7 protein-coding genes and 1 rRNA gene are annotated in these 7,802 nt (G+C 66.9%); 1 reads left to right on the top strand and 7 read right to left on the bottom strand.

Annotation, left to right across the window (positions count from 1 at the left end; all coding sequences use genetic code 11):
- Positions 1 to 160 precede the first annotated feature (160 nt).
- Positions 161 to 1,603: a DUF2252 domain-containing protein gene (locus KIH78_RS05195; protein WP_219131545.1), complete on the top strand. Its 1,443-nt coding sequence runs from the start codon at positions 161 to 163 to the stop codon at positions 1,601 to 1,603.
- 248 nt (positions 1,604 to 1,851) lie between these two features.
- On the opposite strand, the gene priA is transcribed toward KIH78_RS05195, so the two are convergent.
- The 7 genes from priA to rrf all read right to left on the bottom strand — a co-directional run bounded on the left by priA (position 1,852) and on the right by rrf (position 7,793).
- Positions 1,852 to 2,577, bottom strand: coding sequence for a bifunctional 1-(5-phosphoribosyl)-5-((5-phosphoribosylamino)methylideneamino)imidazole-4-carboxamide isomerase/phosphoribosylanthranilate isomerase PriA (priA, locus tag KIH78_RS05200; RefSeq protein WP_219131546.1), 726 nt, complete (start codon positions 2,575 to 2,577; stop codon positions 1,852 to 1,854).
- A 53-nt stretch (positions 2,578 to 2,630) separates the two neighbouring features.
- Positions 2,631 to 3,275, bottom strand: a complete 645-nt coding sequence (gene hisH / locus KIH78_RS05205; protein WP_219131547.1) for an imidazole glycerol phosphate synthase subunit HisH — start codon at positions 3,273 to 3,275, stop codon at positions 2,631 to 2,633.
- A 74-nt stretch (positions 3,276 to 3,349) separates the two neighbouring features.
- Entirely contained in the window at positions 3,350 to 4,171 is an 822-nt protein-coding gene (locus tag KIH78_RS05210; protein WP_420830121.1) for a hypothetical protein, read from the bottom strand.
- Positions 4,171 to 4,773 (bottom strand): imidazoleglycerol-phosphate dehydratase HisB, encoded by a 603-nt coding sequence (gene hisB, locus KIH78_RS05215; RefSeq protein ID WP_219131548.1) that lies wholly within the window; start codon positions 4,771 to 4,773, stop codon positions 4,171 to 4,173. The genes KIH78_RS05210 and hisB overlap by 1 nt, the downstream gene beginning before the upstream one ends.
- Positions 4,774 to 4,825: 52 nt before the next feature.
- Entirely contained in the window at positions 4,826 to 5,995 is a 1,170-nt protein-coding gene (locus tag KIH78_RS05220; protein ID WP_219131549.1) for a histidinol-phosphate transaminase, read from the bottom strand.
- Positions 5,996 to 6,060: 65 nt separating this feature from the next.
- Positions 6,061 to 7,458: a histidinol dehydrogenase gene (gene hisD / locus KIH78_RS05225; RefSeq protein WP_214315249.1), complete on the bottom strand. Its 1,398-nt coding sequence runs from the start codon at positions 7,456 to 7,458 to the stop codon at positions 6,061 to 6,063.
- Positions 7,459 to 7,676: 218 nt separating this feature from the next.
- A 5S ribosomal RNA gene (gene rrf / locus KIH78_RS05230) occupies positions 7,677 to 7,793 on the bottom strand.
- Positions 7,794 to 7,802: the final 9 nt, after the last annotated feature.

A 7,802-nucleotide genomic window follows, 5' to 3' on the forward strand; every position in this document is an offset into this window, starting at 1 on the left:
CCCATCGGACGACCCATGTTTCACGGACTGTTCCACAACATCGGACGAACGTTTCACAGGACGTTTCACACTCCCCGTCTCCGCTCATGACGGCCCCACGCCGGCCCATACCGCGGGATACGTGCGCGGCCGCACGGACGCGCCGGTACAGTAGTGGGATATGAGCAATGAGGACCACATCACCCCATCCGAACATCCCCCCATCGACGTCGCCTCGTGGCGACAGGCGGAATCCCCACGCGAACGCTCCCGCGCCGGCATCGCGGCCCGCGCGCAGGCGCCGCTCGAATCGCACGCCGTCTGGCAGGTGCGGTCCGGACGCAAGGAGGCCATCGCCCTGCTCGAGGAGCAGTCGGCCATCCGCGTGCCCGACCTCATCCCGCTGCGCTACAAGCGGATGAGCGTCAGCCCGTTCACGTTCTACCGGGGCACCGTGCTCATCATGACCAACGACCTCGCCACCACGCCCGTCAGCGGCATCCCCGTGCAGTGCGTGGGCGACGCGCACATCGGCAACTTCGGCATCTTCCGCTCCCCCTCCGCACGTCTCGTCTTCGACATCAACGACTTCGACGAGACGGCGATCGGCCCCTGGGAGTGGGACCTCAAGCGCCTCGCCGTCTCCGTCGAGATCTGCGGACGCGCCAACAAACTCAAGGAGAAGGACATCCGCGCCGCGGTGACGCAATGCGTGCGCACCTACCGCGAACGCATCAAATGGTTCTCCGAAATGGACTATCTCGACGCCTGGTACGAGCATCTCGACGTGGAGGAGACGCTCGACCGGTTCGAGACGAACGCGGGCGGCAAACGCAACCGCACCCTACGCGAGGCCGCCATGAAGGCGCTGCTCAAGGACAATGACGCGGCCGCCGCCAAGCTCTGCCGGTTCAAGGACGGCAAGCTGCGGTTCAAATCGAACCCGCCGGAGCTGGTGCCCATCAACGAGCTCAGCGGATACGCGGACCTCGACGCCCTCCAGGCACGCATCGACACCCTGTTCGACAACTACCGCCACTCCCTGTACGAGGACCGCCGCTGGGTGTTCGACCACTTCCGCTATCAGGACGCGGCGCGCAAGGTGGTGGGCGTCGGCTCCGTGGGCCAGCGCGCGTGGGCGACGGTGTGGATCGCACGCGACATCGACGATCCGATGATGATCCAGATGAAGGAAGCCACCTACTCGGTGCTCGAGCACTACTGCGGCGCCTCACCATACGCCACGCACGGCGAACGCGTCGTGCAGGGGCAGAAGCTCATCCAGTCCACCGCCGACGTGCTCCTCGGATGGACAAGCCTCATGGCGGAGGACGGCCGGCAACGCGACTACTACGTGCGTCAGCTGTGGAACGGCAAGGGATCCATCGACATCGACAACCTCAACGCCACGGCGCTGTCCGACCTCGCGCGCATGTGCGCATGGTGCCTGGCGCACGCGCACGCGCGCACCGGCGACGCCATCGCCATCGCCAACTACCTGGGCGGCTCCGACGAGTTCGACCAAGCGGTCTCCTCGTTCGCGGTGAGCTACGCCGAACAGAACGACGAGGATTACGCGGTGTTCAAGAAGATGATCAAGAAGGGGCAGCTGCCCTGCGCGTGACCGGCGGTTCCCGGGGAGCCGACCTGGTTTTCCGGGAATCCCTGCGCTGATCATGCCTCTGTGCAAGGATTCCCGGAAACCACCCCGATCCGCCGGGATTTCTTGCACCGACTGCGACTCAGCACAAGGATTCCCGGAAACCACCAACCAACTCCGGGAATCCTTGCGCTGACAACCTCCCAGTACAACAAATCCCGGAAGACGTTCCGGTCTTCCGGGATTCATCATGTTGATTCAGCTGCCGACGCCTACCTAGCGACCTCGAGCGCCTCCTCGAGGGTGAAGGCGCGAGCGTACAGGGACTTGCCAAGGATCGCGGAGTCGACGCCGAGGTCGGCGAGCTTCCTGATGTTCCTCAGGTCGTCGAGCTTGGAGATGCCGCCGGAGGCGGTCACCTTCGCGTCCGTGCGTTCGGCCACCTCGCGCAGCAGGTCGAGGTTCGGACCGCTCATCATGCCGTCACGGGCCACATCGGTGACGACGTAGCGGGAGCAGCCGGCGTCGTCGAGCATCTTCATCGTCTCGAACAGGTCGCCACCCTCACGGGTCCAGCCGCGCGCGGCGAGCGTGTGTCCACGCACGTCGAGGCCGACGGCCACACGGTCGCCGTACTTCGCGATCGCCTTGCGCGTCCACTCCGGGTTCTCGAGCGCGGCCGTGCCGATGTTGACGCGGGCCGCACCGGCTTCGAGCGCCGCGTCGAGCGAGGCGTCGTCACGCACGCCGCCGGACATCTCGATGTTGACGCGGGAGCCGAGCTCGTGGACGATCTCGCGCAGCTGGGCGCGGTTGTCGCCCGTGCCGAACGCGGCGTCGAGATCGACGAGGTGGATCCATTCGGCGCCGGACTCCACCCAGGTGCGGGCCGCCTCGAGCGGGGAGCCGTAGTCGGTCTCGGAGCCGGATTCGCCTTGGCGCAGACGCACGGCCTTGCCGTCACGCACGTCGACGGCGGGAAGCAGTGTCAGGGACATAAGTAGGCCTTTCTGTTGATTCTTGGAACGTCCGTCGTAGCTTCACGCCCATGTCAGAACGTGGCGATCCAGTTCTTCAGGAGCTGAGCGCCGGCGTCGCCGGACTTCTCCGGGTGGAACTGGGTGGCGAACAGGGGGCCACGCTCATAGGCGGCGACGAACCGGCTGCGTCCGTACGTGCACCAGGTGACCCGCTGCTCGTCGGCGATTTCGATCTGCAGACCGCTCAGATCCTTGGCGGTCGCCTCGTGCGCGGCGTAGGAGTGGACGAAGTAGAAGCGTTCGTCCTCGACGCCGTCAAGCAGGACGGAACCGGACGCGGCCTCGACGGTGTCCCATCCCATGTGGGGCACGACGTCCGCGTCGAGCGGATCGATGCTCCCGCCGATGAGACCCACGCCGGCGGCGTTCTCGCCGTGCTCATGGCCGGTGTCGAACAGCACCTGCTCGCCCACGCACACGCCGAGCACGGCGCGTCCGGCGCGCAGACGGTCGACGATCACCCTGTCGCCGCCCACCTTGCGCAGGCCCTCCATGCATGCGGCGAACGCCCCCACGCCGGGCACGACGAGGCCGTCGGCCTCGAGCGCCTGACGGTAGTCGGAGGTGAGGGACGTGTCGACGCCCAGACGGGCGAGCGCACGCACCATGGAACGCACGTTGCCGAAACCGTAGTCGAACACCACTGCGGTGGTCATTGTCTCCCCTTTCGTTGGGATGATGCGGACGATGATGGACGGGACGCCGCCGGTCGATGGCGACCAGTCGCGGCTCAGGACACGCGCGACCCGCGGGTGGAGCCGCCGCGGCCGAACCGCGTGTGGTCGGCAATCACCTTCATGGCGGAATCGTGGTCGAGGCTGCCCGAATCGACGACCTCGAAGCCTTGGGTCTTCAACTGGGCCACGGTGGTGATGCCCAGCATGAGGTCCTCCACGAACCGCGGCGTGGAGTTGAACAGGATGGGCGGCGCAAGCGTCTGCCCGCCCTGTCCTCCGGCATACAGGGTCACTTCGAGCTTGTCGGCGCGGTTCACGCCAAGCACGACGCTCATGCCGCCCACCACGGTGGTGATGTCGCGTGCGGCCGCCTCCGGCGCGTCGCCGTCGAGGTTGCGCAGCACCGCGATCGCGCCCTGGTTGGAGCCCACGCAGTCGGCGGAGATGTCGGACAGCTGGCAGAACGCGGCGAGCAGCTGCGCGGAGGCGATGCGGGTGACGATGGCCGCCATCTTCGCCTTGTCACCGAGCAGTCCGGCGAGCGCGTCCTCGAACCCGGCGGACGGGTCGATGGACGAGGCGTCGTCGGGGATGTCGATGTCGCCGAGGTCCGGCAGGTCGCTGTCGGACGCGTTTTCCCCGTCCCCACGGTCCTTGCCGTCATGGCCCGCATCGCCATGTCCGGCATCGTCCGACGTGTCCGCGAACTCCTGCTCGAAGCCGGCCATCGCCCTGGCGATGTCCTCGTCGGACAGGTGCGAGGCGTCCGGGTCGAAGCCGTCCTGTCCGTTCGGGTCGGTCGGGTCGGTCGGGTTGGTCGGATCGTTCGGGTTGGTCGGATCGTTCGGGTCGTCCATGTCGTCCCAGCCGGCCATCACAGGCTTCCCTTCGTGCTGGGGATGAGGCCTTCGATGCGCGGATCGGGTTCGATGGCGAAGCGCAGGGCGCGCGCCAGCGCCTTGAATTCGGCTTCCGCGATGTGGTGCGGGTCGCGTCCGGCGAGGACCTGCATGTGCAGGCAGATGCCGGCGTGCAGGGCGATGGATTCCATGACGTGACGCACGAGGGAGCCGGTGAAGTGGCCGCCCATCATGCAGTATTCGTAGCCTTCCGGCTCTCCGGTGCACACCACGTACGGGCGGCCGGAGATGTCGACGACGGCCTTGGCGAGCGCCTCGTCGAGCGGCACGGTGGCGTCGGCGAAACGGCGGATGCCGCGCTTGTCGCCGAGCGCCTGCTTCAGCGCCTCGCCGAAGACGATGGCCGTGTCCTCCACGGTGTGGTGCACGTCGATGTCGGTGTCGCCGTACGCGTGGATCTTGAGGTCGATGAGCGAGTGCTTGCCGAGCGCGTTCATCATATGGTTGTAGAACGGCACGGACGTGTCGATGTCGGTCTGTCCGGTGCCGTCGAGGTTGAGTTCGAGGTCGATGTGCGATTCGCTGGTCTCACGGACGATGTGCGCGGTGCGCGCCATGATGATGCTCCTTCATGCCGGTGCGGCCGGCTGGTGGGTTTGCCTGTTCTGCCTATTCGGCTTCCACGATGCGCATCGTTTCGACGAGCGCGTCACGGAAGCGTGCCATCTCCTCGTCGGTGCCCATGCAGACGCGCAGCCAGCCGTCCGGGCCGACGACGCGGATGAGCACGCCCCGTTCGAGAAGTCCCTCGAAGATGGCGTCGCGCTTGTCGAAATGGCCTCCGAACAGCAGGAAGTTGGAGCCGGATTCGGCGACTTCGAGCGGTTCGCCCTTGTACGTCCGCTCCTTGAGCCATGCGGCGGTGGCCTCGCGGGTCTCGCGCAGATGGTCGACGCGGCTCAGCTGTTCGTCGGTGTGCTCGAACGCGGCGATGGCGGCGGCCTGCGTCACGGCGGACAGGTGGTACGGCATGCGCACGATGCGCACGCAGTCGATGATGCCCTTGCTGGCGGCGAGGTAGCCGACGCGTGCGCCGGCGAAGGCGAACGCCTTGCTCATGGTGCGGCTGACGGCCAGGTTCGGATGGTCCTTGATGAGGGTCACGGCGCTCGGGGTGCCGGGCTTGCGGAACTCGACGTACGCCTCGTCGATGACGAGAATCGGGTGCACGCCTTCGCCGGCGCCCGCCACTTCGGCGGTCTCGCAGGCGGCGAGGATGCGCTCGATGTCCTCCATCGGCAGCGGGGTGCCGGTCGGGTTGTTCGGGCTGGTGAGCAGCACCATGCTCGGCTTGACCTCGTGGATCGCCTCGATGGTCTTCTCCACGTTGAGTGTGAAGTCCTCGTTGCGGTGGGCGAGTTTCCAGCCGGTGAACGTGTCGCGTGCATACTCCGGGTACATGGAGTACGTGGGGTCGGCGCCGAGTGCGGTGCGCCCCGGGCCGCCGAACGCCTGGAAGAGCTGGAGCATGATCTCGTTGGAGCCGTTGGCGCCCCACAGTTCGTCGACGTCCAGCTTCACGCCGGATTCGCGTTCGAGATACGTGGAGAACGCCTTGCGCAGTTCGATGTGTTCGCGGTCCGGGTACCGGTTCAGCGTCGGCGCGATCTCGCGCACGCGGCGGGCGATGGTGTCGCAGACGGCCGGATCCGGCGTGTACGGGTTCTCGTTCACGTTGAGGCACACGGGCACGTCCAGCTGGGGAGCGCCGTACGGCTCCTCGCCGATCAGGTCGTTGCGCAGGGGCAGGTTCGCGGGGATCGCGTTGTTGTCAGTCATTGGTTTCGGTCTTTCTGGGTTCGTCCCGTCGCACAATGACGCGGGACGTCGTGTCCGGTCCGCTCTCAGCGCAGGCCGGCCTCCTGTTCCTGTTCGCGAAGGGTGGCCTTGTCGTACGGGTCCTTGACGAAGCGGGACAGCACGCATTCGCCGTGCGCGGGAAGGTCCTCGGAGACGGCGAACGCGTTGATGCGCGCGGCCAGGGCCTTGAGTCCCTCCTCGTCGTATTCGATGACTTCGACGGGCTTCATGAACGTATGGACGCCGAGGCCGGCGGCGAAGCGGGCGGTGCCGCCGGTCGGCAGCACGTGGTTGGAGCCGGACATGTAGTCGCCGAGCGGGACCGGCGAGTAGGGGCCGCGGAAGATGGCGCCGGCGTTCTTGATGCGCTTGACCACGTCGTCCGCGTTCGCGGTCTGGATCTCGAGGTGTTCGGCCGCGTACGCGTTGGCCGCGTCGATGGACTGGTCGAGGCCGTCGGTCAGCACGATGGCCGACTGCGTGCCGGAGAGCGACGTGTGGACGCGTTCGGCGTGCTCGGTGCGCGGCACACGGTAGTTGAGGTTCTCCTGCACCTTGTCGGCGAGTTCCGGAGAGTCGGTGAAGAGCACGGAACCGGCGAGCTCGTCGTGCTCGGCCTGGCCGATGAGGTCGGCGGCCACAAGGCTCGGGTTCGCGTCCTTGTCGGCGATGATGCCGATTTCGGTGGGGCCGGCGACGGCGTCGATGCCGACGAAGGCGGAGACGAGGGACTTGGCGGTGGCCACGAAGATGTTGCCGGGACCGGTGATCTTGTCGACCGGATCGCAGAGCACGTCGCCGTCCTGCGGCTCGCTGCCCTTGGCGCCGTAGGCGAACATGGCGATGGCCTGCGCGCCGCCGACGGCGTACACCTCGTCCACGCCGAGGATGGCGCAGGTGGCGAGGATGGTCTTGTTGGGCAGGCCCTGCGCGTCGTCACGGGCGGGCGGGGTGGCGATGGCCAGCGATTCGACGCCGGCGGCCTGGGCCGGCACGGCGTTCATGATGACGGACGACGGGTACACGGCCTTGCCGCCGGGCACGTAGAGGCCGACGCGCTGGATGGGAATCCAACGTTCGGCGACACGGGCGCCGGGCGCGAGGTCGGTGTGGAAGTCCTTCGGCACCTGATTGGCGGCGACGGCGCGGGCACGGCGCACGGATTCCTCGATGGCGGCGCGGACTTCGGGGTCGAGCGTATCGAGGGCGGCGGTGATGGCCTCCTTGGGCACGCGAAGGTGTTCGGGGCGGACATGATCGAATTTCTCTTCGAAGTCGCGCAGGGCGGCGGCGCCGCGCTCCTTGACGTCGTCCAGGATCGGGCGCACCAGATCGGTGGCCTCGGAGGTGCCCATGGCGGCGCGCGGCATCGCGGCCAGCAGTTCGGCACGGGAAAGGACTTGACCACGAAGGTCGATGATTCGCATGATGTTCTCGCTCATAACGCCCCATCGTAACAATGGCGCCGCATGGAACGCCCGGTACTGTCCACTTTCGCCCGCATCGTGGGATTACGCCCTTGCGGTGGAACGCATGGGCGTCGGTATCCGGAATCGTCGATGATGTATGTGGGCGTGTGTCTGGTTGTTGTGTGTGTGTTTGTTTGGGTATGGGAGGACCCCTGGGAGCGTGTGCTCGACCTGGGGTCCTCGTGAGTGTGATGCGGCGGCGTGCTACTCTCCCACACCCTGTCGGGTGCAGTACCATCGCCGTGCAGGGCCTTAGCTTCCGGGTTCGGAATGGGACCGGGCGTCTCACCCTGGCCATGACCGCCGCAAATCTTCAA

The sequence above is a fragment of the Bifidobacterium saguinibicoloris genome (assembly GCF_019331725.1).
Taxonomy (GTDB): Bacteria; Actinomycetota; Actinomycetes; order Actinomycetales; family Bifidobacteriaceae; genus Bifidobacterium; species Bifidobacterium saguinibicoloris.